Origin of the sequence: Zobellella endophytica (assembly GCF_003012775.1) — a bacterium.
Classification (GTDB): Bacteria; Pseudomonadota; Gammaproteobacteria; order Enterobacterales; family Aeromonadaceae; genus Oceanimonas; species Oceanimonas endophytica.
On the sequence record NZ_PXYG01000002.1, the window covers coordinates 341,542 to 364,679 of the forward strand.

Genomic DNA, 23,138 nt, shown 5'->3' on the forward strand with positions numbered 1-23,138 from the left:
GCTCCGCCGCGCCGTCCCTGGCGCGGAGGGTCGGCAGAGCAGCACCCTTTGTCCTCTCCAACACGCCCGTGTCGCCTGTTGGCATGGTCATCAGAGTGCGCTTGGAAGAGGCAACAGGGATTGCCTCCATCGACCGTCACATGCCAGGGGCGCGAAGCGCCTTGCACCGCCGCCAGCATCGCGAAGCGATGATACGGTGGTTTCCGCGACATCCGGCATGTGCCGAGCGACACATGGATGTGCTTGAAGCGTGTCGGCGGAGCTGGCCCTTTGTCCGGCTCATGCCTGTGAAACAGACGACTTTTTCATCAAGTAGAGAAGGCCAGCCCGGAGGCTGGCTTTTTGACAAGGGGGCTTAAGCCGGTGCCGGCCTCAACCGCCTCACCATGACGTCCCGGTAATCCCCTTACACCTCCCGCTCGAACAACTCCCCAAGCCGAACCTTGTAGGCTTCCCGGATATGGTTGCGGGCGGCTTGTTCCGCGGCGGCCGCGTCACGCTGCTCGATGGCATCCACGATCAGGCCGTGCTCCCGGCGGGCCGCCTCGGGCCGGCCGGCCTTGGCCAGGGTGGTGGGCCCGAGCAGCATCATCGACTCCTGCAGGGAGTTGAGCATCTTCAGCAGGTAGCGATTGTGGGCACAGCGATAGAGGGTGCCGTGAAACAGCCGGTTGTTCTTGACCAGATCCGCCGGCTCGCTGAACTGGGCGTCCCGTTCGCTGATCTCCCGCAGGAAAGCGATCTCCACTTCGGAAGCATGGCGGGCGGCCAGGAAGGCGGCGGTGCCTTCCAGCACCTCCCGCATCGCATACAGCTCGTTGATCATGGCATGGTCCAGCTCGGTCACTATCATGCCCCGGCTGGGGTCATTGGCCACCAGGCCTTCCATCAACAAGCGGTTCAGCGCCTCTCGTACCGGCGTCCGGCTCAGGCCGGTACGGGTGGCCAGATCCGCCTCCCTCACCCGGGTTCCGGGCACCAGGGTGCCTTCCTTGATGGCATCGAGAATAAAACGATAGGCGAGTTCGCTGCGCGATTCGCCACGCTCGCTGGTGGCCTCATCCAGGGGTTTGGGTGTTTTTTTGGCTGTGGACATAAGCGTCGGATCACAAATTGAACATGTCGGGATAATACCAAGTGATACCGCTGTTGTCATTTTGTGTACCAATGTATACATTTGCATTCATTGGTATTCGAAGAGGAATTCAAGATGATGCAAGAGACCCATCAGGCAACGGCGGACTGGCTAAAGGCCAGCCATGACGTGCTGGTTATCGGCGGCGGCAATGCCGCCCTGTGCGCCGCCCTGTCGGCCCGCGAGCAGGGGGCCCGCGTGCTGCTGCTGGAAAGCGCGCCCAAAATCTGGCGCGGCGGCAACAGTAGCCATACCCGCAACCTGCGCTGCATGCACAAGGCCCCGACCGCGGTGTTGAACGACGCCTACCTGGAAGAGGAGTTTTTTGAGGACGTCTGGCGCGTGACCGGCGGACAGACCAATGAAGCGCTGGCCCGCTTTGTCATCCGGGCCTCGGAAACCTGCACCGACTGGATGACCGGCTACGGGGTCCGCTTCCAGCCGTCCCTGGGCGGCACCCTGCACCTGGGCCGCACCAACGCCTTCTTCCTCGGCGGCGGCAAGGCCCTGGTCAATACCTACTACAAGGCGGCGGAGCGGATGGGGGTGACCATCGTCTATGAAGCCGAGGCGCTCGAGCTGGCGTTCCGGGGCAACCGCTTCGAGCATGCGGTCGTCCACTGGCAGGGCAACAATCACAGGGTGAGCGCCCGCTCCCTGGTGGTGGCTTCCGGCGGATTCGAATCCAACCGGGAGTGGCTGGAAGATGCCTGGGGCCCGATGGCCAGGAATTTCCGCATTCGCGGCACCCGCTTCAACCAGGGCAAGATGCTGCGCTCCCTGCTCGACAACGACGCCCTCGCCATCGGCGATCCTACCCAGGGCCACGCGGTCGCCATCGACGCCCGCTCTCCCGAATACGACGGCGGTATCGTGACCCGGGTCGACTGCGTTTCCTTAGGCATAGTGGTCAACAACCAGAGCAAGCGCTTCTACGACGAGGGCGAGGATTTCTGGCCCAAACGCTATGCCATCTGGGGGCGGCTGGTCGCCGGCCAGCCCGACCAGATCGCCTATTCCATCACCGACGCCAAGGCGGTAGGACGCTTTATGCCTTCGGTCTTTCCCCCGGAGCAGGCCAATACCCTCGAGGAATTGGCGAGAAAGCTGAATATTCCGGTACATCCCCTGCTCAATACCGTGAAGGAATACAATGCGGCGGTGCAGCCCGGCGACTTCGATCACAGCGTGCTCGACAACTGCCGCACCCAGGGAGCCAGCCCCGAGAAAACCCACTGGGCGCAGACCATCGACAGCCCGCCCTTCTTCGGCTACCCGCTGCGCACCGGCATCACCTTCACCTATCTGGGGGTGCAGGTGGACGAGACCGCGAGGATGAAAATGAACAGCGGCGACATGGCGGACAACGTGTTCGCCGCCGGCGAGGTGATGGCGGGCAACATTCTTGGCAAGGGTTATGTCGCCGGTTTCGGCATGACCATAGGCACTGTATTTGGACGTATAGCCGGCGCGGAGGCCGCTCGAAATGCAAAAAATTGATGTACTAATTCAGGAAGCGGACAAGAACCTGACCATCTGCAACGCCTGCCGCTACTGCGAAGGCTTTTGCCCGGTGTTTCCGGCCATGGAGCGGCGGCAAAGCTTCGGGGCCGCCGATATCAACTACCTGGCCAACCTCTGCCACAACTGCAGCGAGTGCTACTACGCCTGTCAGTACGCGCCGCCCCATGAGTTCGGGGTCAACATTCCCCAGTCGCTGGCCAAGATCAGGAAAGCCTCGTACCAGCATTATGCCTGGCCCGGCCCGTTCGCCCGCCTGTTCAACAAAAACGGCCTGGTCGCCTCCCTCGCCCTGGGGCTGGGCGCCAGCATCATACTGCTGTTGTTCATCGCCCTGAACGGCGGTCTGGGGCAGCTGTTCTCCAGCCACCATGGCGGGGATTTTTACGCCTTCTTCCCCCACAACACCCTGGTGCTGGCCTTCGGCAGCGTATTCCTGTTCGCCATGCTGGCGCTGTTGATGGGCTTCCTCAACTTCTGGCGTGACAGCGGGGAAAAAATAAGGGATCTGGGTAACCTTTCCGCCTGGCGGCAGGCCTGGTCCGACGCCCTCAGCCTGCGCCATCTGCATGGCCAGGAAGACCGGGGTTGCACCTATCCGGACGACAACCATTCCCACTGGCGCCGGTATTTCCACCATTTCACCGCCTATGGCTTCATGCTGTGCTTCGCCGCCACCGCCACCGGCACCCTGTTTCACTATGTCCTCGGCTGGAGCGCCCCCTACAGCTTCTTCAGCCTGCCCAAGCTGCTCGGCACCCTGGGCGGACTCGGCCTGCTGATCGGCCCCGCCGGCCTGCTGTATCTGAAGCGCAAGCGGGATCCCAACACCGCCGATGTGGAACAGACCGGTATGGATATCGCCTTTATCGCCCTGCTCTGGCTCACCGCCTTCACCGGCCTGTTGCTGATGGTGCTGCGGGAAACCGACCTGCTCGGGCTGATGCTGGTGATCCACCTCGGTTTCGTGATGTCGCTGTTTCTCACCCTGCCCTACGGCAAGTTCGTGCACGGCCTCTACCGCCTCGGCGCCCTGCTGAAAAATGCCCTGGAACAACGCCGGGAAGAACAGGGAATAGCCCTGGTCAGCAAGCCCCGCGAGCGCAGCGTCAAGTTTTACCAATCCATAAAAGACAATAAATAACAGGAAGTGACCAAACCCACCATGGAGGCAATAACATGACTATTTTTTCTGGAATACTGAAAAAGCGGACTTCGGCCAGCCTGCTGGCGGCCCTGCTGCTGCCCGGCGCCACCCTGGCCGCCGAGCCCGGCTGGCAACCGAGCCGGGCCATCGAATATATCGCCCCGGCCAACCCCGGCGGCGGCTGGGATACCCTGGCCAGAACCACGGCCCGGGTGATCATGCAGGAACAGCTCAGCCCGCAGAGCTTCGCCACCATCAACGTGCCCGGGGGTGGCGGTGCCGTGGCCTGGGCCCAGATAGCCCGGGATAGACACAATGATCACAAACTGTTCGCGACCAGCCCACCCCTGATCCTGGTGCCGCTGGCGGGGATGTCCCGCTACGACCATGAAGATTTTACCCCCATCGCCCGATTGATCACCGACTCGGCGACCGTGCTGGTGCGCAAGGACTCGCCCTACCAGACCCTGAATGACCTGCTGGATGCACTGCGTGAAAACCCGCGGCTCAGCATCGGCGGCGGCAGCGCCCCCGGCTCATTGCACCATGTTTCCTTCGCCGGCCTCGCCCTGGCCGCCGGGCTGAACGCCCGGGAGGTGAACTACGTTTCCTATTCCGGTGGCGGTGAGGCCATTATCAGCCTGCTGGGCGGGCACATCGAAGCGGTCAGTGCCGGTATCGGCGAGTCCTCGGGGCAGATTGCCGAATCCGGCCAACTGCGCGCCCTGGGCATCGCCGCCGAGGAGCGGCTGCCGGGCACCCTGGCGGATATCCCCACCTACAAGGAGCAGGGGGTGGATTACACCTTCGATATCTGGCGCGGCGTCATGGGTCCCAAGGAAATGCCGGCCGATGCCGTGGCCTATTACCAAAACCTCTACGTACGCATGATGAACAGCGAAGGCTGGCAGCAGGCCCGGGATCAACTGGCCTGGACCGACGCCTACCTGGACAGCCAGCAATTCGGCATCTTCCTGGATCAGCAGAAGAAACAGTTCGGCCGGGTACTGGCCGAGCTGGGCCTCCTCAAGCAATAAGCGGATGAATATAGGCGGTGCTCCGACGGGAGCACCACCATCCCCAAACATAGCGGAATGAGGCAATGAAATACATCAATAGCAATAGAATCATAGGGTTACTCATGGGGCTGGTGTCACTGGGTTACCTGTGGATGGCCTTCCGGATCCCCACTTTCCCGATGCCGAGACCCATCGATTCGGACTGGTTCCCCAAACTGCTGGGCATCGCCCTGCTGCTGCTGTCCATCCTGTTGTGCCTGGAAAAACAGGACACCCCGACAAAGAAAGAAAAGGCGCCGCAGAAGGCCAGCAAGGTTAGGGAGCAGACCAGCCAGTTGCTGATCACCCTGCTTGCCATCGCCGGCTATGCCTTCGGCCTGGAATGGCTGGGCTTTGTCCTGGCATCCAGCCTGTTCGGCATCGGCCTGAGCTACTGCTACGGCTACCGGCGCCACCTCATCAGTGTCGTGGCGACGCTGGCGGTGGTGCTGTCCCTTTATCTCATCATGACCCGGCTGCTCGAGGTGCATTTGCCTCGGGGCCTGTTACCGTTTTAACCACCACAACGAGAACTTCGCAATGGATGCACTCCATGGTGTGCTCACCGGCTTTAGTGTCGCCTTTGAGCCAATGAACCTGCTCTATGTCTTTATCGGGGTCTTCGCCGGCACCATTATCGGCATGCTGCCGGGCCTGGGACCCATCAGCGCCCTGGCCCTGATGATCCCCATGACCTTCGGCATGGATCCCTCCTCGGCCCTGATCCTGATGGCCGGGGTCTATTACGGCGCCATCTTCGGCGGCTCCACCTCCTCCATCCTGCTCAACGCCCCCGGCGTTGCCAGCACCGTCGCCACTTCCTTCGACGGGTATCCCCTGGCCCGTCAGGGCATGGCGGGCAAGGCCATGGCCATCGCCGCCTACTCCTCCTTCGTCGGCGGCACCCTGTCGGCCGTGGCCCTGATGCTGGTCGCGCCCCTGCTGGCGAAAGTGGCGGTCAGTTTCGGCCCGGCCGAATATTTCGCCTTGATGCTGCTCGGCCTGACCGCCGTGGTCAGCCTGTCCGGCAAGTCCCTGGTCAAGGGCCTGATGGCGGCGGTGATCGGCATGATGATCTCGATTGTCGGTATCGATCTGCAAACCGGCACCGAGCGCTACACCTTCGGCAGCCTGCACCTGCTCAACGGGGTCGAATTCCTGGTGGTCGCACTCGGCATCTTCGCCCTGGCGGAGGTGTTCAACATGCTGCAGCACAAGGAAAATCAGGCATCGGGCAACAGCGCCCATATCGGCTCGCTCCGGCTGTCGCGCAGCGAGGTGAAAGAAATTGCCGCCCCCACCGGACGCAGCTCCCTGCTGGGGTTCTTTGTCGGCATACTGCCGGGCGCCGGCGCCACCGTGGCCTCCTTCCTCGGCTACATCATGGAAAAACGCCTGGCCAAAGATGGCCACAGCTTCGGCCAGGGCAACCTCAAGGGCGTCGCCGCGCCCGAAGCCGCCAACAACGCCGCCTGCACCGGCTCCTTTGTGCCGCTGCTGACCCTGGGGGTGCCCGGCTCCGGCACCACGGCCGTGCTGCTCGGTGCCCTGCTGGTCATGGGCATCACCCCGGGCCCGACCATGATGGAACAAAGACCGGATGTGTTCTGGGGCGTTATCGCCAGCATGTATGTGGGCAACCTCTTCCTGCTGGTACTGAACCTGCCGCTTATTCCCTATATCGCCAGGCTGCTCGACCTGCCCCGGCCACTGTTGCTGTCGCTCATCCTGATCTTCTGCATGGTCGGCATCTACGGCACCACCTTCGCCGCCGCCGATCTGCTGCTGTTGCTGGGGTTCGGCCTGCTGGGGCTCGGCATGAAACACTTCGGTTTTCCGACGGCACCGCTGATCCTCGCCTTGATCCTGGGCAGCATGATGGAAGAATCCCTGCGCCGGGCGCTGCAGATTTCCGATGGCAGCTGGCACACCTTCATCGACAAGCCGATCGCCCTCTGGCTGCTGGTGCTCACCGCGGTATCACTGTTCTTTCCGCTGCTTAAACACGGTCTGGGCCTGCTGCGGCCAAAACCGATAACCGCCTGAACCTATGTCTTGCAGTGGGCTCCGGTCGGATGGAGCCCACACACAGAGGCTGGCATCCGCCCGCTCATGGGCCTTGAGCTGCGTATGGCTGCCCGGTAATGCCATACCCCCGAACGATATCCAGTCACCGTCCAGGCCTCTACCAATCCGCAATTATTCAATCGTTTTAAATAAATATGAAAAATTTCATCCATAACAACCTTTTCTCATAAAGCCATCAATTAAGGAGATTTAGCATAAAATGACAATTTCGTGATCATTGCCATTAAAATAAAAATTCCATTAAAACAAGTTAATGGTATGTTAATGCCATATCGCACGACATACCGCTGGGTCACCAAAAAAGGACACGGACGAGTCCTGACCCGGCCGTTACGGCAGACACCCACTTTAGTTAATGGATGAAAAAGTGATGCTCAGCAGAATCAGCCTTATCGGCACGGCCCACCCCCGTCGCCTCGCCCCGTTCGCCACCACAACGCGCTCGCCGGACAAGGATAACGACCCGGCCAGCGCCACCCTGCCCTTCATATAAGGGCACGAGCACCAGTATCGGATGCTCCGGCGGGAACTCCCCTGGCCGCCGGGCGCCACCCTCGATGTAACGACATCAACGGATTCAACCTGATCCGCGGCTGTTGCCGCCTGCTTTCCGGCTACGGAAGGCCCGCTTTCGCCTACTGTCGGGTCTGACGGTTCGGCCGGAAATCGGCGGCAGCAACGGCGGCTCGGATCATCGCAACCTGAGAGTAAAGGAGTAAGTAATGACAAGGAAAAGTTTGCTGGTAGGAGTGCTGGTCGCAGGGACCGCGACCTCCGCCATGGCGGAAATCAGCTGGGAAGGCAACAAGGGTCGCCTGAGCCTGGGCGGCGACGTGGAGTTCGACGTCAACGCCGCCAACAAGCAGGAAGACAGCAACCTCTACCGCAACGACGGCCGTGACGACCGCTGGGATCAGACCGGCCGGTTGCTGATCGACGTCTCCGCGGAGCGGGTCGCCGACTCCGGCGCCTACGCCAGGGTCAAGGCCCAGCCCACCCTGGCCACCAACGGCGGCGTGGGTTCGGACGATGCCTGGTTTGCCTTCGGCCGCAACGACGTGGGCGAGATGAAGATCGGCCGTTTCGAGGCGCTGGACCTGTTCCCCCTCGGCCAGGACGTGTTCGTGGAGCACTCCGGCGACACCTCCTCCGGCCTCTACACCGACGGTTCCGCCTACCTGTACATGACCAAGGAAGCCCGCGGCCGGGCCGGGGACGCGGGTCACGTCATGGTCAGCCGCCAACTGGGCGACGTCTATCTGGAACTGGCCACCATGTTTGGCAATCGGGAGGACTTGTTCAACGTGGTGGATGGCGCCCGCCGCTATCACGGCCATGAGCTGACCAAGGAGAAGGATTCCATCGTGGTGCGGCCGGCGCTGCGCTGGCAGCTCGGCGACTTCAGCTGGGCGGTAGGGGCCGAGCACAACCTGGTGGACGACGCCATCCTCGACGCCGAAGGCCGCAAGGTGGCCCGCCGCACCGGTTACGGCACCACCTTCGGCTGGCAGTCGGGCGCCATCAAGGCCAACCTCAACGCCGCCTACCTGGACGCGCTGAACGAAGAAAACCTGACCCTCGGCGCCAACGTGCTGCTCGACCGGTTCGGCCTGGGCTACATTTACGGCCGCAACGAGATAGACGAGGCCGCCGCCGGCTTCGAGTACCTGGAGGGCGTGCAGCAGAGCAACACCCTCTATACCTCCTACCGGTTCGACGATGTGCTGGAGCTGGACAACTTCAACATCCTGCTCGGCGCCTACTGGTCCGACTTTGATGTGTCCGAGTCCACCACCGCCACCGACCGCTACGGAGCCCGGGTGCGTTTCAAGTACTATTTCTGAGCCAAAAGCAGGGGGCAACCCCTGCTTTTTTATGCCCAATCCCGCTTTTCTGTTATCATCCCGCCATTGCAAGCCCTTTTTGCCTCATCCGTCCGTCAGGACCCTTATTACCCCCGGAGTTTCATGTCTTTTGCTTCCCTGGGCCTGAACGACAAACTCGTTCAAGCCATCAATGAATGTGGTTACACCGAGCCTACCCCCATCCAGCGCCAGGCCATTCCGCTGGTGCTGAAGGGCGGCGACCTGCTCGCCGGCGCCCAGACCGGCACCGGCAAGACCGCCGGTTTCGGCCTGCCCATGCTGCAGCGCCTGAGCGAAACCAGGGCCAAGCCCCTGGCCAACGGCCGGGCGCCGGTGCGCGCCCTGGTGCTTACCCCGACCCGCGAACTGGCGGCCCAGGTGGAAGAAAACCTGCGCGCCTACGCCAAACACACGGATCTGCGCACCCTGGCCATGTTCGGCGGTGTCAGCATCAACCCGCAGATGAAGGCCCTGGGCCGCAAGGTTGACGTGGTGGTGGCCACCCCGGGCCGGCTGCTGGACCATGTGTCCCAGCGCTCCATCGACCTGTCCCGGGTCGAAATGCTGGTGCTGGATGAAGCCGACCGCATGCTGGACATGGGCTTTATCCGCGATATCCGCCGCATCCTGGCCGTGTTGCCGAAGCAGCGGCAGAACCTGCTGTTCTCCGCCACCTTCTCCGACGAGATCAAGGCGCTGGCGGAAGACCTGCTGCACCAGCCCGAACATATCGAAGTGGCGGTGCGCAACGCCACCGCCGAGACCATCGCCCAGCGGTTCTACGGGGTGGACAAGGGCCGCAAGCGCGCCCTGCTCAGCTACCTGATAGGCCATAACAACTGGCGCCAGGTGCTGGTGTTCACCCGCACCAAGCACGGCGCCAATAGGCTGGCGATGCAGCTCGACAAGGACGGCCTGCCGGCCATGGCGATCCACGGCGACAAGAGCCAGGGCGCGCGCACCCGGGCCCTGAGCCAGTTCAAGGACGGCCAGCTGCGGGTGCTGGTGGCCACCGATATCGCCGCCCGCGGCATCGACATCAGCGAGCTGCCCCATGTGGTCAACTTCGAGCTGCCCCATGTGGCGGAAGACTATGTGCACCGCATCGGCCGCACCGGCCGGGCCGGCAGCAGCGGCGAAGCCCTGTCGCTGATCTGCCACGAGGAAAAGCCGCTGCTCAAGGCCATCGAAAAGCTGATCAAGCAAAGCGCCGAACTGGAAATCCTGCCCGGTTTCGAGCCCGGCCCGGAAGAGGTTCAGCCCGCCACCAAGCCGCCGGCCAACAACCGCGGCCGGGGCAACGGCGGTGGCCGCGGTCGTTCCCCCGCGGCAGCCAACAACAAGGCGCCGCGCAGCAACAAGCCCAACCGGCCCCAGCGCCACGGCCGCCACGACGGCTGAACCCCACAGCCCCGGCACTCGCCGGGGTTTTCACATCTGACAAAGCTCAGACAGCTAAATAGGCAATTCCGATGTCAAAACAGGCGGAGCTGGCCCTTTGGCCGACTCATTAAGTGATAGCAAACGACTTTTTCATCAGACACACTTCCCTCGCTATCTGCCGGACTTTTTGCCTATTGCCGCCGGCGGTTGAGCCAATGCACGCCGCCGCCGATCACCAGCCCCCAGAAGGCGCTGCCGATGCCGAACAGGGCCAGCCCCGAGGCGGTGATCATAAAGGTGAGCAGGGCCGCGTCCCGCTCCTGCTCGTTGGCCAGGGCCACCGTCAGGCTGTTGCCGATGGTGCCGAGCAGCGCCAGGCCGGCGATGGCCATCACCAGCTCCACCGGCAGGGCGGCGAACAGCCCCACCACGGTGGCGCCGAACAGCCCCATCAGCAGGTAGAACACCCCGGCCCATACCGCCGCCTTGTAGCGCTGTCCGGGATCCGGGTCCACTTCCTTGCCCATGCACACCGCCGCACTGATCGCCGCCAGGTTGAAGGCGAAGCCGCCGAAGGGCGCCAGCAGCAGGCCGGTGAGGCCGGTCCAGCCGACCAACGGCGAGGCCGGGGTATGGTAGCCGTGGGCCCGCAGCACGGCGATGCCGGGCACGTTCTGGGAGGCCATGGTCACCATAAACAGGGGAATGCCGACGCCGAGCAGGCTGGTGAGGGAAAAGCTCGGCGCCATCAGCACCGGCCGTGCCAGCTGCCACTCGAAACCGTCGAAACGCAGCAGGCCGCCGAGGCCGGCGACCAGCAGCCCTGCCAGCAGGCTGAGCGGGATCACGTAGCGTGGCAGCCGCCGGCGCAGGGCCAGGTAAGTGGCCAGCATGGCCGCCACCAGCAGCGGCTGGGTCTGTGCCGAGGCGAACAGGTCCAGGCCGAACCTCAGCAGCACCCCGCCCAGCATGGCCGCCGCCAGCCCCGCCGGTACCAGCCGCATGATCCTGTCGAACCAGCCGGTCAGGCCACACAGCAGGATCAGCGCCGAGCTGAACAGGAAGACGCCGATGGCCTCGCTCATGGGCACGCCGGCCAATGCCGTCACCAGCAGCGCCGCCCCCGGGGTCGACCAGGCGGTGAGCACCGGCTCCCGGTAGCGCAGGGAAAAACCGATGCAGGTCAGCCCCATGCCAATCCCCAGCGCCCACATCCAGGAGCCGATCTCGGCCTGGCTGGCCCCGGCGGCGGCGGCCGCCTGGAAGATGATGGCCGCCGAACTGGTGTAACCGACCAGCACGGCGATAAAGCCGGCGGAAAGATGGGACAGGCTGAACATGGCGGGCTCCTGGCTGTGCGTTATAACGCATGATGGGGCCATGCTAGCAAATGTATGCTATAACGCACAACAGCAAAACAACGGGAATCGTCGATGAAAGAGCCGAACCAATACCTGGCGGACACCCTCAAGGCCCTGCGTAAGGAGCGGGGCTGGAGCCTGGACGCCTGCGCCCGGGAAACCGGGGTGAGCAAGGCGATGCTGGGCCAGATAGAGCGAGGCGAGTCCAGCCCCACCGTGGCCACCCTGTGGAAAATCGCCGGCGGCTTCCATACCTCCCTGTCCACCTTCCTCGAACCGGTGCCCGAGCCGCATCCGGGCCCTCTCTACCGGCAGGCGGACGCCCTGCGCCGGCAACCGGCTGGCGACGGCATGCTGGTGGCCCCGCTGTTTCCCTTCGAGGCCCGCTTCGGCTTCGAGATGTTCGAGCTGACCCTGCTGCCGGGCTACGAGCGGCACTCGGATCCGCACGACAGCGGGGTGATCGAGCATGTGATCGTGCAGCGCGGAGAACTGGAGCTGCTGCTGGACGGGGAATGGCAGCGGCTGGGGCCGGGCGCGGCGGTGCGCTTTCACGCCGACCGGCCCCATGGCTATCGCAACCCGGGCACCGAGCCCGCCGTGTTCTACAACCTGATCCACTATCCGGCTTGAAGCGGAAGGACGTGAACTTTCAGTTCCTGTCTTCCAGCTTCCTGTAGGGTCCACTTCAGTGGACCACCCAGCCCCGGCGCTGTGGTTTGGTCGACTGAAGTCAACCCTACTTTCAGCATCCAGCTTCTAGCTTCCCGCCCTTTCCTTCAGCAGTTCGGCGCACAGGCGCACGAAGTCGGAGGAGGTGACCATGCCCTGCAGCCGGCCTTCTTCGTCCACCACCGTCAGGCAGCCGTGCTTGTTGCTGAGGAAAAAGGGCACCACCTCGGTCAGCGGCGCCCGGGCGTCCACGCTCTCGAAGTCCGCATCGAGGATGTCCATCACCCGGATCTGGCGCTCGCGCCGCTCCAGGGCGCTGACGCCGTAGTCCGCCAGCAGACCCATGACGGTGGCGATCATCCGCTTCTGGGTCAGTACCCCGAGCAGTTGGCCACCGTCCTTGTCCACCACCGGGATATGGCGGATGCTCTTCTCCCGCATCAGATCGTGGGCATCCTTCAGGGTGGCGCCGTTATCCAGGGTCAACAACTGGCGGGCCATGATATCGCCAACAGATTCTACAGCCATGGGGTGTTCCTTTTTGTTTGTGCGGACGAAACCTCATCATAGTATGCACCATGTTGTGACATAGCGGCGGCCCGGCTGCAACCAAAATAAATAAAAAACAAAAGCTAATTCAGTTACTTATGATTAAAATCAAAAAGCCGGTAACGGCGACCGCCTTCTTCCGCCAATCAATCTTAATAAAAACTTTTATCATTTAGGTTTGCTACATCAATAGACATGCTTTTAAAAATACGTATGCTATGGCCCATTGGATCTCGTTCACCCCAGCACCTCTATCGGGAGTCTGTTTTGAGCTTTCGTCGCTACGCCTTGTTTGCCCTGGCCTCACTGGTCCTGCACGGTCTGCTGGTTCAGGCGATGGAGCGTCAAGAGCTGGAACTGGCCTTGTCCCCCAATGAAAATCCCGGACCGATCAGCGTGCAGATGTTGCCGACCGTGACCCGGCCCGAGCCGGTGACGGAACCGCAACCGGAGCCCGAGCCCGAACCACCCAAGCCGGAACCCAAACCCGAGCCCAAACCCAAACCCGAGCCCAAACCGGAACCCAAGCCCAAGCCGGAACCCAAGCCCAAGCCGGAACCCAAGCCCAAGCCGGAACCCAAGCCCAAGCCGGAACCCAAGCCCAAGCCGGAACCCAAGCCCAAACCCGAGCCAAAGCCGGAACCCAAGCCCAGGCCGGAGCCGAAACCCGAGCCAAAGCCTCAGCCCAGGCCGCAGCCCGTGGCGGAGCCGCCGCCGGCCGAGGTGGCGCCCAAGCCGCAGCCGCAACAGGCCCAAAACAGTGCGCCCAAGCGGATTGAAACCCCGAGTTTCAAGACCCGGCCCTCGCCCATCACCTACCCTTCCCAGGCGCGCCGCCGGGGGCTGGAAGGCACGGTGATCGTCGAAGTCTGGCTGGATGAGCGGGGGCAACAGGTCAAGCGCCTGCTGGCCCAGTCATCCGGGGTCAAGGTGCTCGATCAAAGCGCCCTGAAAGCCATCGCCAAGTGGCGTTTTTCCGCCTACGTGGAAAACGGCCAGGCGCTGGCCCATCGCGTCCATATTCCCGTTCGTTTCAAATTGGATTAAATCATGTCGTTCCTGAACCAACTGCATCAACAACTGGGCCCGATGAGCTGGCCCCTGATCCTCTGCTCCGTGATCACCCTGGCCCTCTGGCTGGAGCGCACCCTCACCTTGTTCTGGGTCAGCGTGCGCGGTGAGCAGGAAAAACGCCGGCTGCGCGGCCAGGGCAGCCTCTATGCCCCGGAGGAAGACCGGCAGCACAAGTCGCTGATACTGGAGGGGTGCTCCCTGCTGGTACGGCACCGCAATTGCGACAAGTCGACCCGGGAAGACCTGGCCTCGGTATGGCTGCAGCACCAGCGCCGCCGGCTGCACGCCGGGCTCAGGGTGCTGACCCTGGTGGGGGTCATCAGCCCGCTGCTGGGCCTGCTCGGCACCGTGCTGGGGCTGATCGAGATGTTCAAGAGCATCAGCCAGAGCCAGGACCCGGTCACCCCCGCCCTGCTGGCCGACGGCCTGGGCCTGGCCATGAGCACCACCGCCGCCGGCCTGCTGATCGCCCTGCCCGCCATCGCCGGCGCCCAGCTGTTCGGGCTCTGGGCCGATCGCCTGCTCGACAAGCTGACCCATGAGCTGAACCAGTGCAACCTGCACCTCGAGGGCATCCGGCTGGGAGGGGAAGCATGATAGGCCGCCCCGAGTCCGCCCAGTCCGGCTGGCGGGCGCTCACCCCCGACATCACCCCGCTGCTCGACATCATCTTCATCGTGCTGGTGTTTTTGATGCTGACCGCCAACATTCCGTTGCAGTCGCTGGAAGTGGATCTGCCCAAGACCGACAGCGAGGCACTGAGCAGCGTGCAGGACAACAAGGCGATGACCATCAACCTGCTGGCGGGAGATCCGGCCTGGGCCCTGCAGGGGGAACAATACGCCGACTGGGAAACCTTCAAGCCGGTGCTGCTGGAGCGCCTGCCGGCGCTGAAGGAGGCGGAGCTGGTGCTGGCTTCCGACAGCCAGGTCACGGTGGACAACATGCTGAAGCTGCTGGCCTTCCTGCAGGAACATCAGATAGTGGCCACCCAGATCCTGATGGAAGAAGGACAATAGGGCCGGGGCTCCCGGCTCAGATTTCGAAGAAACGGTACAGGCTGTCGACCCGGGTCGGGCAATCCGCCACCTGGTGCACCTTTTCCTCCGCGGCCCTGGGGCTCTCGAAGCTGACCCGCCCCCCCAGGGTGTCGGTCAGCTCGAACCTGTTGCCCTCCTCGTCGTAAAAGATGGCCAGCCAGCCCATGGTCAGGGTGTCGTGGCACACCCGGGCCGAGCGCAGTTTCCCCGCCTGATACAGTTCACGCAGCTCGCTCGTGGTCATGATGTTTTCTCCCCGCTCTCCCTTCCATTATAGCCGGCGAGGCAGGGCGGCCTGACGGCCGCTCAGACTGTCATCACGGTGCCGGAGCGAGGGCCCAGGGCGGTCCGGCTCAGAAGTGCCATTCCACGTTCAGGGTCGGCGCATCGGTATCGACCCCCGGCTTGCCGTGGTTGCCGTACTTGTTGCGCCAGTACTCGTAGCCCACCCCGACCCAGAAGGTGTTCTTCTTGTTGAACGCCAGCTGCCCCACGTCCAGCATCAGCGAGGTGCGCAGCAGGTGCTCCGGCTTGGTCTCGTTGTTGAAGTAGTCCTTGCCCTTGGCGCCGTTGTAGTTGGTAAAGCCCTGGAACTTCATCGGCAGGCCGGCCGCCTCGAACGGCAAGCCCCAGGCCAGGTTGATCTGGTAGTAGGGATCGAAGCTCAGATCGTTGTGGCTGCACACGGCCAGGCCGCAGTGGTTGTTCTCGTAGGCGTAGAACAGGCTCAGATCGAGGAAACCGGGCACGTCGAACTTCAGGGTCGGGCCCACCGCCAGGAAGCGTTTGCGCGGGGCGAAGGCCGAGTTCTTGGTATTGAGATCGAAACCGGCGGTCAGCGCCACCTCCTTCACCGGACCAAAGCCGAGATCCCTGTCAAACACCTTGCCCAGGTGCAGCTGGTGGCGGTAGGCCAGGTAAAACTCGGTGGCGCCGTCGCTGCTGCCGCTGGCCGGATCCTCGCTGCCCGACTTCAGCACGTCCAGGTTGAAATAGTTCTGCCCCAGGGAATAGCCGCTGGCGTGGGTGAGCTGCACTATGTTCTTGCTCACGTCCCGGGGGTTGCCGGGCTCGGTAAAGTCCGAGCCGTAGCGGTAGCCGACGAAGGTGTCGGACCAGGTGGCCGCCTGCAGCGGGGCGGACACGGCGAGAACGGTGGCGACGGCGGTAGCCAGTTTGTGCAATTTCATCGGTTTATTACTCCGTTAAATACCGGCCCGGATGGCCGGGATACTCCTGAAAGACCAGGGCGCTGTCCGGCGCGCGGACAAGGGGCGCCCGCCCGGGCCAGGCATGGCCCGGGGCTGGATAGGGATGATTGGGCTTAGGAAACCTGGGGCTCGGCCAGGGGCCTGGACTCCCGGATGAGCTTTCGCAGCGCGCCCCAAGACGCCCAGAGCAACAGGGTGACGCAGGTGAACAGCAGGCCGGCGCTCACCGGCCGTTCGACGAAGGTCATGAGATCCCCGCGCGACAGCAGCAGCGCCCGGCGCAGGTTTTCTTCCAGCATGGGCCCCAGCACGAAGCCGAGCAGCAGGGGCGCCGGGTTGAACTGCAGCTTGGCCAGCACATAGCCGACGGCGCCGACGATGGCCACCACGTAGATGTCGAACACGTTGTTGTTGACGCTGTAGACCCCGAGGCAGATGAACACCAGTATCGCCGGGTAGAGCATGCTGAACGGAATACGCAGCAGCGACACCCAGAGGCCGATCAGCGGCAGGTTCAGCACCAGCAGCATCAGGTTGCCGATGCCGAAACTGACGATCAGCCCCCAGAACATCACCGGGTTTTCCGACACCATCAACGGTCCCGGCTGGATGCCGTGGATCATCATGGCGCCCAGCATCAGCGCCATCACCACGTCGCCGGGAATGCCCAGGGTCAGGGTAGGGATAAAGGCGGTCATGGCGCCGGCGTTGTTGGCGGACTCGGGCCCGGCCACCCCTTCCACCGCGCCCTGGCCGAAGCGGCCCGGCTCCCGGGCGACCTTCTTTTCCACCGCATAGGAAATAAAGGAGGCGATGGCCGCCCCGGTGCCCGGCATGGCGCCGAAGAAGCCGCCGATGGCGGTGCCGCGCAGCATGGGGCACAGCGAACGCCGGACGTCGTCCCGCCCGGGCAGCATGGAGCGCAGGCTGAACCGGGCATTGACGCCGCCACCGCCGGTCCGGATGCTGGTGATCACCTCGGAGATGCCGAACAACCCCATGGCCAGGGCCACCAGGTTGATGCCGTCCATCAGCTCCGGCACCTCGAAGGTGAAGCGGGTCAGGCCGGTGTTCACGTCCGTGCCCACGCAGCCCAGCAACAGGCCCAGCACCACCATCGCCAGGCTCTTGGCGGGCGAGCCCGAGCCCACCGCCGAGGCGGCGATAAGCCCCAGCAGCATCAGCGAGAAGTATTCCGCCGGGCCGAAACTGAGCCCGATCCGGGACAGCACCGAGCCGAAGAAGATCAGCATGATCAGGCCGAGCACCGAGCCCACGAAGGAGCCGGTCATGGCGGTAAAGAGTGCCACCCCCGCCTTGCCCTGCTTCGCCAGGGGGTAGCCGTCCAGGCTGGTCACCGCCGAGGACGGGGTGCCGGGCAGGTTGAGCAGTATGGAGGCGATGGAGCCGCCATACTGGGAGCCGTAGAACACCCCCGCCAGCATGGCGATGGCGGCGTTGGAAGGAATATAGTAAGTCACCGGCAGCAGCAGCGAGATAGCCGCCATGGCCCCCACCCCGGGCAGTACCCCCACCAGGGTGCCCAGGAAGACGCCGATGAAGCAGTAGAGCAGCATGGTCGGCTGCGTCGCGGCCTGCAGGCCGAGTAATAGTCCGTCAAAGATGTCCATGATCTTTCCATTCATCCCAGAGTTGTGTGCGGGGCTTCCCGCCGCGCGATGCCGCGGGCGGGAAACAAGGAGCTGTTACCCCCAGGGCCAGGTCTTGACCGCCATGCCCAGGCCGAGGGAAAACACCGCATAGGTAATGGCGGCAATGCCGAGGGCGGTGTTGATCTTCCTGCCGGTGCCGAGCTTGCGATCCGGGATCAGCGCCACCAGCGCGGCCAGGACGGTCGCCACCACCAGGCCGGCCAGGGCCAGCAGCCCCCCGAACACCAGCAGACTGAGGATGACGAAAAAGGCGCTCGCCCACTCGGTACCGACCGCCTCACCGGCGCGGAACCAGGCGGGGATGGCGATCAGCAGGCCCAGCAACGCCAGCACGCCCCCCAGGATCACCGGCAGAAATCCCGGCCCCATGTCGTGAATGCCGCCCACCTGGTAATTCCCGTTGCCGTACCAGGCGGCAAAGCCGCCGGCCAGCGAGAGTCCCAGGCCGCCGATCACGCCTCTGAAATCTCGTTTTATCATGGCAAAACCCTCCTCCTCGTTTCGCCATTCCCCGTCCGGGGAATCCGTTTTCGCCGGCGGCGGGGGGTCGGGCCCCCGCCGGCCGGGCTCAGCTGCCCCGGATATCGAGCTCTTCGATCAGCGCCGACAGGCGCTGGTGGTCTTCCGCGTTGATGGCCCCCAGGGCCTGGGGCTCGCCGCCCACCGGCACGGCGCCGAAACTGGCCAGCCGCTCGGCGATCTCCGGCAACTGCAGGATCTCGTTCATGTGCTGATTGAGCAGGGTCACCACCTCGTCGGGGGTGCCTTTCGGCGCCATCAGCCCGTGCCAGGCGCCGAGCCGCACCTGGTCGTAGCCCTGCTCGGCCACGGTGGCCAGCTCCGGCAGCACCGGCGAGCGTTCCGGATCGGTCACCGCCACCGGCACCAGCTGGCCCGACTCGATCAATTGGGCCGCCGGGCCGTAGACCACGTAACCCAGGTCCACATGGCCGGCCAGCAGATCCGGGATGATGGGGCCGATGCCGCGATAGGGAATGTGCAGCACCTTGATGTCGGCGGCGCGATTCAGCCACTCGGCGGCGATATGCATGGGCGAGCCCGCCCCCGGGCTGGCGTAGCTCAGCCGCTTGCCGTCCCGGGCCTGACCGACCAGATCCGCCACGCTGGTGATGCCGGACTGGGGATTGGCCACCAGCAGCACCGACTGCTTGCTGGCCAGGATCACCGGCTCGAAGCCATTGAGCACGTCGTAACGGGACGACTTGGGCAGCGCCATCACCAGCGGCGCCGTGGTGAAAGTGTTGGGGGTGAACAGCAGGGTATGACCGTCGGGCTCGGCCCGGCTGACATAGCTGTTGCCGATGGTGCCCGCCGCCCCGGGGCGGTTCTCCACGATCACCGGCTGCCCCAGGCGGCCGGTGAGCTTGTCGGCGAACAGCCGGGCGATGGCGTCCACGTCGCCACCCGGCGGGTAGGACACCACGATGGACACCGGCTTGCTGGGATAACCCTCGGCCTGTACCCCGGTGGCCAGCAGGGCGGCGGCGGCCATGGCCGCGCCGAGGAAGAATCTGCGAGTCAATTCCATTTTGCTCTCCTTGGCACCCGCAGGGTGCCGTTGAATCCGATGACACCGGGCGGCAGCTGTGCCCGGCATGATGTTTTACATAAGAAACAATGTTTACATTGTGACAGAGCGAACTCTAAAACGCTTTGTTTCCCCCTGTCAAACCAAAACTGAAACAATTTTTTAACACTTATTCAGTCGGGTCCCCGCCCTGTCGGCAGAGGCCGGCAGCCGCTGCTAAAGCGGTACAAAGCAAGCCGGCCGGCAACGCCAGAACGGCGGGCACGACGGGGCCGCAGCGTGCCCAGGCACCTGTTTATAAACGTTGCAAAGCCTGGCCGTTACGATCCGGTGAAGCAAGGGGCGCCCCCCACTCCGTTTCCTCTCCGGCAGCAAAACACCGCCCTTGGCAGATATGCGCCTTGCCGGTGGAGCGCAGGCGGCCCGCCTGCTTTCCCGCGCAGCGGGAACCCTCGGACTGGCCTGCCACACCACAGGGTTAAAGAGGCTTGAGGCAGAACAGACATCGCGGGTTGGCCTGTGCCTTCGCCCGCCTCGGCGCCACCCTATGCGGGCGGGCCGCCCGCGCCCCAAGAATCATCACTGCCTAAGTTTTAAACTGAGCGGTGCTCTAGTGTCGCCTGAGGGCTGAACCAGCAGGTGCCCGACCGGCCCCTGCTCCCGCTCAGTACAGCTTCTTCTGGGGCGGGCCGGAGAAGTTGAGCGGACCGATGCCGTTCATCTCCACTTCCACCAGGGCCGGGCCCTGCACCGCCATGGCCTCGCCGATGGCCTGCTCGAACTCGGCCAGGCTGGCCGCCTTCCAGCTGGCCAGGCCCACGGCCTCGCCCAGGGCCTTGAAGTCGGGGGTGTGCAGCTGGTTGAAGTACTGGCGGCCGCCGAAGTACTGGTTCTGGATGCCGCGCATCACCCCGTAGCCGCCGTCGTTCATCACCAGCAGCACCAGGTTGGTCTGCTCCTGCACCATGGTCGCCAGCTCGCCCACCCCCAGCATCAGGCCGCCGTCGCCCACCAGGCCCACCACCTTGCGCTCCGGGTTGGCCACGGCGGCGCCGATGGCCATGGCCAGGCCCATGCCGATGGCGCCGGCCAGGGAGTGGATATTGGTGTTGGGCGCCTGGATGGGGAACAGCCGGCTGCCCCAGGTGCTGCCGGACATGGTGATGTCGCGCACCAGGATGCCGTCATCGGGCAGCGCCGCCCGCAGCTGGCCGCAGAGGGTGGCATAGGGGCCGAGCTGCTCGGTGAGCGCCGCCACCGCCGCCGTTTTCGCCTCGGTGATGGCCCGGTCGAACTCGGGGTTGGCCTTGGCCTGCCCCTGCAGCGCCGCCACCAGGGCGGCCAGCACCGCCTTGGCGTCGCCACAGACGAAATGGTCCACCGGGTAGTTGCGCTGGGCCGCCGCCGGATTGGCGTCCACCTGGTACAGGGGGCGCGGCAGGGCCAGGGAATAGGTGCGGGTCTCGTTGCTGCGCAGGCGCGAGCCCACCACCAGCGCCAGGTCGCACTCGGCCATCAGCGCCTCGACCGCCGCCGAGTTGTGGAAGGCGCCCAGGCTGCGCGGGTGGGCATCGGGCAGGATGCCGCGGCCGTGGGTGGAGGAGATCACCGCCACCCCCAGATCCGCCAGCGCCGCCACTTCCTCGCTGCAGTGCAGGGCGCCACCGCCCACCCACAGCAGCGGGCGCCTGGCCGCCTGCAGCGCCGCCGCCAGGGCGGCCAGCTCCGGCTGTGCCGGCGCCGGCACCGCCAGGGGGCGCACCGGACCCAGCTCGGCGGGCAGGCTGATCTCCGCCGCCTGCACGTCGATGGGCAGCTCCACGCTCACCGGCCCCATGGGCACCGTGGTGGCCACGCGGATCGCCTCGCGCAGCACGCCCACCGCCTGCTCCGGGCTGGTGATGCGGAAGGCCGCCTTGCTGCTGGCCTTGAGGAAGGTCAGCTGGTCCCGGGTTTCGTGGATAAAGCTGGCGTCCCGGTCCAGGTATTCCCGCTCCACCTGGCCGGTGAGGTGGATCAGCGGGCTGGCGGCGTTCAGCGCCTCCAGCAGGGCGCCCACCGCGTTGCCGGCGCCGGCGCCGGTGCTGGTGATGGCCACGCCCAGGCCGGAGAAGCGGCCGTGGGCGTCGGCCATGGTCACGGCGCCGGCTTCGCCCCGGGCGGCCACGAAGCGGATCCGCTCGCGCCGGCCGATGGCGTCGGCGATGGGCAGGTTGTGGATGGAGATGACCCCGTAGACGCTGTTCACGCCGTGGGCTTCCAGTACCCGGGCGATGGCTTCGCCCACATTGACTCTGTTGCTCATGATGCTGTCCTTGTTCTGTTCAGTCGTTAGCCCGGGCTTAGCAGCACCAGGGGTTGGGTTGGTCACTCAGGCCCACGTAGATGCTCTTCTGCTGCATGTAGGCGAGCACGCCCTGGCGGCCTTTTTCCCGGCCGAGGCCGCTTTCCTTGAAACCGCCGAAAGGGGCGGAAACCGAAAATTTCTTGTAGGTATTGATCCAGACGGTGCCGGTCTCGAGCCGGCGCGCCAGGCGCCAGGCCCGGCGGAAGTCCTCGCTCCAGATGCCGGCGGCCAGGCCGAACACGCTGTCGTTGGCCTCGGCCACCAGCTGGTCTTCGTCGTCGAAGCTCATCACCACCAGCACCGGGCCGAAGATTTCCTCCTGGCACACCCGGGTGCTGTTGGCCAGACCGGCGATGATGGTGGGCGGATAGAAGCAGCCTCCGGCCAGCTCGCCCTCGGTCAGCCGTTCGCCGCCGCACAGCACCCGGCCGCCCTCGGCCCTGGCCAGGGCCACGTAGTCGGCCACCGACTGGAGGTGGGCCTCGTTGATGAGCGGCCCCATGTGAATGCCGGGCCGCTCCGGATGGCCGACCCGCAGCTCCCGGGTCAGGCCCAGCAGCCGGGTGAGGAAGCGCTCGTAGAGGCTGCTGTGCACGAACAGCCGGGAGCCGGCGATGCAGGCCTGGCCGGCGGAGCTGAAGATGCCGTAGACCACGCCCTTGGCGGCCAGCTCGAGATCCGCGTCCTCCAGCACCAGGGTGGGCGACTTGCCGCCCAGCTCCAGCGAGGTGGGGATCAGCTTGTCCGCCGCCACGTGGGCCAGGCGGCGGCCGGTGTTGGTGCCGCCGGTGAAGGAGATCTTGCGCACCAGGGGGTGGCGGGCCAGGGCCTCGCCCACCACCGAGCCGCGCCCGGGCAGTATGCTCAGCAGCCCCTTGGGCAGGCCGGCCTCCTCGAACAGCCTGGCCAGCTCCAGCGCCGCCAGCGGGGTGGCGTCGGCGGGCTTGAGCAGCACGGCGTTGCCGCCGGCCAGGGCCGGGGCGATCTTCTGCATCTCGCTGGCGATGGGCGAGTTCCAGGGGGTGATGGCGGCCACCACGCCGATCGGTTCATGCACGCTCAGGGTCATGAAATCCGGGGCGCGCGGGGTATTGAGCTGCTCGTCCAGGGTCTCGCAGGCGGCGGCGAAGTAGCGGGCGGTGCCGGCGGCGCTGGCCACCAGGGCCCGGGTTTCCGCCAGCGGCTTGCCGTTGTCCCGGGTCTGCAGGGCGGCCAGCTGTTCGCTGCGCTGCTCGATCAGATCCGCCACCCGGTACAGCACGGCGGCGCGCTGGTGCGGCAGGGCCTGGCGCCAGGACGGATGCCGCCAGGCGCGCTCGGCGGCCTGCACCGCCTCTTCCACGTCCTCGACGCTGGCGGTGCTGACCTCGGCGTTGACGCTGCCGTCCGCCGGGAAATGGCTGATGCTCACCGGGCCCCGGCCCTGGCGCCATTCGCCGCCGATAAAAATGGGTCTAACCATGAC

The 23,138-nt window shown here is 64.7% G+C and carries 22 protein-coding genes; 12 read left to right on the forward strand and 10 right to left on the reverse strand.

Annotated features, from left to right (window positions below; all coding sequences use genetic code 11):
- Window positions 1–406: 406 nt before the first annotated feature.
- Window positions 407–1,096: a GntR family transcriptional regulator gene (locus C7H85_RS06800; RefSeq protein ID WP_106728959.1), complete on the reverse strand. Its 690-nt coding sequence runs from the start codon at window positions 1,094–1,096 to the stop codon at window positions 407–409.
- Between the two features lie 114 nt (window positions 1,097–1,210).
- On the opposite strand from C7H85_RS06800, the gene tcuA reads away from it, so the two are divergent.
- The 8 genes from tcuA to C7H85_RS06835 all read left to right on the forward strand — a co-directional run bounded on the left by tcuA (window position 1,211) and on the right by C7H85_RS06835 (window position 10,215).
- A complete protein-coding gene (gene tcuA, locus C7H85_RS06805) occupies window positions 1,211–2,635 on the forward strand; it encodes an FAD-dependent tricarballylate dehydrogenase TcuA (RefSeq protein ID WP_281257582.1) in 1,425 nt (474 codons plus the stop codon).
- Window positions 2,622–3,800, forward strand: a complete 1,179-nt coding sequence (gene tcuB, locus C7H85_RS06810) for a tricarballylate utilization 4Fe-4S protein TcuB (RefSeq protein WP_106728960.1) — start codon at window positions 2,622–2,624, stop codon at window positions 3,798–3,800. The genes tcuA and tcuB overlap by 14 nt, the downstream gene beginning before the upstream one ends.
- 35 nt (window positions 3,801–3,835) lie before the next feature.
- Window positions 3,836–4,840, forward strand: a complete 1,005-nt coding sequence (locus C7H85_RS06815) for a tripartite tricarboxylate transporter substrate binding protein (protein WP_106728961.1) — start codon at window positions 3,836–3,838, stop codon at window positions 4,838–4,840.
- Between the two features lie 65 nt (window positions 4,841–4,905).
- Window positions 4,906–5,379 carry a tripartite tricarboxylate transporter TctB family protein gene (locus C7H85_RS06820; RefSeq protein ID WP_106728962.1) on the forward strand — a complete coding sequence of 158 codons (474 nt, stop codon included), beginning with the start codon at window positions 4,906–4,908 and terminating at the stop codon, window positions 5,377–5,379.
- Window positions 5,380–5,401: 22 nt separating this feature from the next.
- Window positions 5,402–6,907 (forward strand): tripartite tricarboxylate transporter permease, encoded by a 1,506-nt coding sequence (locus C7H85_RS06825; protein WP_106728963.1) that lies wholly within the window; start codon window positions 5,402–5,404, stop codon window positions 6,905–6,907.
- Window positions 6,908–7,316: 409 nt separating this feature from the next.
- On the forward strand, window positions 7,317–7,442 hold the full coding sequence (locus tag C7H85_RS20245; RefSeq protein ID WP_281257584.1) for a hypothetical protein: 126 nt from the start codon (window positions 7,317–7,319) through the stop codon (window positions 7,440–7,442).
- A 229-nt stretch (window positions 7,443–7,671) separates the two neighbouring features.
- Complete coding sequence (locus C7H85_RS06830) at window positions 7,672–8,793, forward strand: carbohydrate porin (protein ID WP_106728964.1); 1,122 nt, start codon at window positions 7,672–7,674, stop codon at window positions 8,791–8,793.
- Between the two features lie 123 nt (window positions 8,794–8,916).
- Window positions 8,917–10,215 carry a DEAD/DEAH box helicase gene (locus C7H85_RS06835; RefSeq protein WP_106728965.1) on the forward strand — a complete coding sequence of 433 codons (1,299 nt, stop codon included), beginning with the start codon at window positions 8,917–8,919 and terminating at the stop codon, window positions 10,213–10,215.
- Window positions 10,216–10,388: 173 nt separating this feature from the next.
- Here C7H85_RS06835 and C7H85_RS06840 read toward each other — a convergent pair whose 3' ends face one another.
- Window positions 10,389–11,537 (reverse strand): benzoate/H(+) symporter BenE family transporter, encoded by a 1,149-nt coding sequence (locus C7H85_RS06840; RefSeq protein WP_106728966.1) that lies wholly within the window; start codon window positions 11,535–11,537, stop codon window positions 10,389–10,391.
- Window positions 11,538–11,630: 93 nt separating this feature from the next.
- On the opposite strand from C7H85_RS06840, the gene C7H85_RS06845 reads away from it, so the two are divergent.
- Window positions 11,631–12,191 (forward strand): helix-turn-helix domain-containing protein, encoded by a 561-nt coding sequence (locus tag C7H85_RS06845; protein WP_106728967.1) that lies wholly within the window; start codon window positions 11,631–11,633, stop codon window positions 12,189–12,191.
- A gap of 126 nt (window positions 12,192–12,317) precedes the next feature.
- Here C7H85_RS06845 and C7H85_RS06850 read toward each other — a convergent pair whose 3' ends face one another.
- Entirely contained in the window at window positions 12,318–12,758 is a 441-nt protein-coding gene (locus C7H85_RS06850; protein WP_106728968.1) for a CBS domain-containing protein, read from the reverse strand.
- Window positions 12,759–13,046: 288 nt separating this feature from the next.
- On the opposite strand from C7H85_RS06850, the gene C7H85_RS19870 reads away from it, so the two are divergent.
- Genes C7H85_RS19870 through C7H85_RS06870 form a run of 3 tightly spaced genes read left to right on the forward strand, consistent with a single transcriptional unit; the run spans window position 13,047 to window position 14,872 of the window.
- Window positions 13,047–13,826, forward strand: coding sequence for an energy transducer TonB (locus C7H85_RS19870; RefSeq protein WP_146140429.1), 780 nt, complete (start codon window positions 13,047–13,049; stop codon window positions 13,824–13,826).
- Window positions 13,827–13,829: 3 nt separating this feature from the next.
- Window positions 13,830–14,450, forward strand: a complete 621-nt coding sequence (locus C7H85_RS06865; protein ID WP_106728970.1) for a MotA/TolQ/ExbB proton channel family protein — start codon at window positions 13,830–13,832, stop codon at window positions 14,448–14,450.
- Window positions 14,447–14,872, forward strand: a complete 426-nt coding sequence (locus tag C7H85_RS06870; protein ID WP_106728971.1) for an ExbD/TolR family protein — start codon at window positions 14,447–14,449, stop codon at window positions 14,870–14,872. The genes C7H85_RS06865 and C7H85_RS06870 overlap by 4 nt, the downstream gene beginning before the upstream one ends.
- A 16-nt stretch (window positions 14,873–14,888) precedes the next feature.
- Here the strand turns inward: C7H85_RS06870 and C7H85_RS06875 are convergent, their stop codons facing one another.
- The 7 genes from C7H85_RS06875 to C7H85_RS06905 all read right to left on the reverse strand — a co-directional run bounded on the left by C7H85_RS06875 (window position 14,889) and on the right by C7H85_RS06905 (window position 23,135).
- Window positions 14,889–15,137, reverse strand: coding sequence for a hypothetical protein (locus tag C7H85_RS06875; protein ID WP_106728972.1), 249 nt, complete (start codon window positions 15,135–15,137; stop codon window positions 14,889–14,891).
- 109 nt (window positions 15,138–15,246) lie between these two features.
- Window positions 15,247–16,083: an outer membrane protein OmpK gene (locus tag C7H85_RS06880; protein WP_106728973.1), complete on the reverse strand. Its 837-nt coding sequence runs from the start codon at window positions 16,081–16,083 to the stop codon at window positions 15,247–15,249.
- A 134-nt stretch (window positions 16,084–16,217) separates the two neighbouring features.
- Window positions 16,218–17,735 (reverse strand): tripartite tricarboxylate transporter permease, encoded by a 1,518-nt coding sequence (locus tag C7H85_RS06885; protein WP_106728974.1) that lies wholly within the window; start codon window positions 17,733–17,735, stop codon window positions 16,218–16,220.
- A 75-nt stretch (window positions 17,736–17,810) separates the two neighbouring features.
- On the reverse strand, window positions 17,811–18,257 hold the full coding sequence (locus C7H85_RS06890) for a tripartite tricarboxylate transporter TctB family protein (RefSeq protein ID WP_106728975.1): 447 nt from the start codon (window positions 18,255–18,257) through the stop codon (window positions 17,811–17,813).
- An 88-nt stretch (window positions 18,258–18,345) separates the two neighbouring features.
- A complete protein-coding gene (locus C7H85_RS06895) occupies window positions 18,346–19,326 on the reverse strand; it encodes a Bug family tripartite tricarboxylate transporter substrate binding protein (RefSeq protein WP_106728976.1) in 981 nt (326 codons plus the stop codon).
- Window positions 19,327–19,990: 664 nt separating this feature from the next.
- Window positions 19,991–21,631: a thiamine pyrophosphate-binding protein gene (locus C7H85_RS06900; protein WP_106728977.1), complete on the reverse strand. Its 1,641-nt coding sequence runs from the start codon at window positions 21,629–21,631 to the stop codon at window positions 19,991–19,993.
- A gap of 37 nt (window positions 21,632–21,668) precedes the next feature.
- Window positions 21,669–23,135: an aldehyde dehydrogenase gene (locus C7H85_RS06905; protein WP_106728978.1), complete on the reverse strand. Its 1,467-nt coding sequence runs from the start codon at window positions 23,133–23,135 to the stop codon at window positions 21,669–21,671.
- Window positions 23,136–23,138 lie beyond the last annotated feature (3 nt).